At 61.8% G+C, this 2,565-nt stretch carries 3 protein-coding genes; all 3 read right to left on the minus strand.

Annotated features, from left to right (window positions below):
- Window positions 1-47: 47 nt before the first annotated feature.
- From RN01_RS31430 to RN01_RS31440, 3 genes are read right to left on the minus strand one after another with little or no spacing between them, the layout of a single operon-like run.
- Window positions 48-1,637, minus strand: a complete 1,590-nt coding sequence (locus RN01_RS31430) for an IS66 family transposase (protein ID WP_008652249.1) — start codon at window positions 1,635-1,637, stop codon at window positions 48-50.
- A 31-nt stretch (window positions 1,638-1,668) separates the two neighbouring features.
- Window positions 1,669-2,019, minus strand: a complete 351-nt coding sequence (gene tnpB, locus RN01_RS31435; RefSeq protein ID WP_008652247.1) for an IS66 family insertion sequence element accessory protein TnpB — start codon at window positions 2,017-2,019, stop codon at window positions 1,669-1,671.
- A complete protein-coding gene (locus RN01_RS31440) occupies window positions 2,019-2,483 on the minus strand; it encodes a transposase (RefSeq protein ID WP_008652244.1) in 465 nt (154 codons plus the stop codon). The genes tnpB and RN01_RS31440 overlap by 1 nt, the downstream gene beginning before the upstream one ends.
- Window positions 2,484-2,565 lie beyond the last annotated feature (82 nt).

Here is a 2,565-nt window from a genome sequence, read left to right on the forward strand (position 1 = left end):
GTAAGCGGTCTTTTAAGGGCGCCCCTTGCGGCCGCCGGCGGTATCCGCTAGACGGTTGAGGGCTTGAGCCTCCAGGGCAGCAGAGCCTCGTAGTCGTCGGCGGTCTGTGCGTGTGGCAACGCCTTGAACAAGGCAACGAGATACTGATACGGATCGACGTCGTTGGCCTTGCAGGTTTCCACCAGCGAGTAAAGACTTGCGCTAGCGTTGGCACCGGCCACGGTGTCGCAGAAGAGGAAGTTTCTCCGTCCGATCACGAATGGCCTAATCGCGTTCTCGCAGGGATTGTTCGAGATCGGCCAGGTTCCGTTCTCGATGTAGCGCACGAGCTTTGGCCACTGCCCATGCAGGTAGTGCAGCGCCTTGCCGAACAGGCTTTGCGGCAGCACGGTATGCAGATGTTGCAGCAGCATCGTTTCGATCTCGGCCAGCAGCGGCTGGCTTTGTTCGGCGCGAACCTGCTGCCGTTGTTCCGGCTTCATCTTGAGCGTGTGGCTTTCGATGGCAAACAGCTTGCCGATGCGCTGCAGGAATCCGGTGACCGGGTGGTCGGGGCGCTTGTCCTTGGGCAAGGCTTGCTCCGCCTCGACCAGGTAGCGGCGCGCGTGTGCCCAGCATCCGAGATGCACCAACTGATAGGTGTTTGCGACGTCGTCGTATGGTGCATAGCCGTCGGTCATCAACACCGCCCCAGGCTTGATGCCGGCATAGAGAGCCGTAGCCTGCTTTGTCTCGCGTGTCGGGCTATAGGCAAACAACCGTACCGGCGGCCCTGTGCCATTCATCTGCGCCCATAGGAAGCTCTTTCTCTGGGCAGGCCTGCCGGGCTCCTTGAGCACCTGTACCGTTGTCTCGTCACCGTACACGACGTCTGCTTCCAGCAGATGGTCACGCAGCAGGTTGATGATTGGCTGCACCGCCTGGCCTACTCGCACTATGCTTGCGGCCAGGGTGCCGCGAGAGAGGTCCCCGCCGAAGCGATGCAGCAGCGCTGCCTGGCGGTACAGCGGCAGGCCATCCTGATACTTCGAGGTGATGCACCAGGCCAGCGCCGATTCGGTAAGGAGTCCCTTGGGAATAATGCGCGCCGGTGCCGGCGTCGTCTTGATGCCGCCGTCGCAGCATGGGCAGGCGTACTTGACCCGCTGGTGCTGGATCACGCGGACCTGCTGCGGCACGATGTCGAGCTGTTCGCTGACCTCGACGCCAATCTCGACCAGAGCCTGGCCATCGAGGGGGCAGACGCGTTCCGATTCGGGTAGTTCGTGACGAACCTCGACACGGGGCAGCGCCGGGTCGAGCGGCTTGCGGCCGCGCTTCTTGCGTTTGTGTCCGGCCACTTCGGTCTCGGGCGTACCTTCTTCTTCCTGCGCCGGCTGCGCGGCCGCCGTCGCCAAGGCCTCGGCCTCATTGAGGAACAAGTCCTTCTGCTCCGAGCCTCGCGCCTCGCTCTTTGCGGCGAACAGCTTACGCTGAAACGCCTTGAGCTGTTCCAAGAGCAGGTCTCGCTGGACCGTCATCACACGCAGTTCGCCCTTGATTGCCTCGCGTTCCGCGAGTATTGCCTTGAGCTCGCGCTCGGCGTCTCGCAACAGTTGCAGCTCGGCGGCGGTAACGGTGACGGGCGTGGATGGCATGGCGGGTTAGACCGCTGCCGCCAAACAGCGTTCACGCAGCGCGATGGTATTCTCGGTGCGGGTGCCGGCGCATCGCCTCGATGTCGATTCCCTCGAGCAGCCAGTGCAACTGTTCGACCGTCAGCGTAGCCACAGCCGCCTCGCGTGGCCAGGCAAACCGGTCCGCCTCCAATCGCTTCAACAATAGCCAGAAGCCGTTGCGATCCCACCCGAGAATCTTGATGCGATCGGCCCGCTGGTTACGGAACACAAATACAGCCGATGCAAACGGATCCAGCCCGAGCGTCTGCTCGACCAGCAGTGCCAGGCCGTTGATGTTCTTACGGAAGTCCACTGCGTCGCGATGCAGATACACCCGCAGCTCAGCGTCGAGCCGAAACATCAACGGTCTCCACTCAGTGCTTCGATCATTGCCTTTACGAGCCCAACGTCTCGCTCGCTGCATTCGAGCTCAAGTGATACACCGTTGGGCAGCTTTGCGCTCAAGAGCGCCAGCGGTTGCGCTTGCCGCGGTGGCGGATCGCCAGTCGCTGATGCCGCTTCGTGACGCGGCACCGCAACCTTTGCAAGTGTCTCGATTGGCCGCGAATCCTGAACCTCCTGGACAACCGGCACGAATGCCGGCAACGCACCTCGCGCCTGCACTGAATCTCGGTAGTCCCGAATCCATTTGCGCAACTGGTTAGCGTTGATACCGGCCTTGAGCGCCGTGCCCGAGACCGATGCTCCCGATTGAAGACAGAACTCAATCAGACGCCGCTTGGCCGCTGGCTCGTAGTCGCGCTTCCCATTGGAGCGGACTCGCACCGCCTGCAGCGGAAATAGGTCAATCTCGTCTTGGATCATGTTTGCGTCCGCAAAGTCTTTGCGGACGCTAGCCTGCCAACGTTCAGCCTTCAATACCAGACGTCGTCAATTGAGCGCTTAC

It is taken from the genome of Cupriavidus sp. SHE (assembly GCF_000812445.1).
In the GTDB taxonomy this organism is placed as follows: Bacteria; Pseudomonadota; Gammaproteobacteria; order Burkholderiales; family Burkholderiaceae; genus Cupriavidus; species Cupriavidus metallidurans.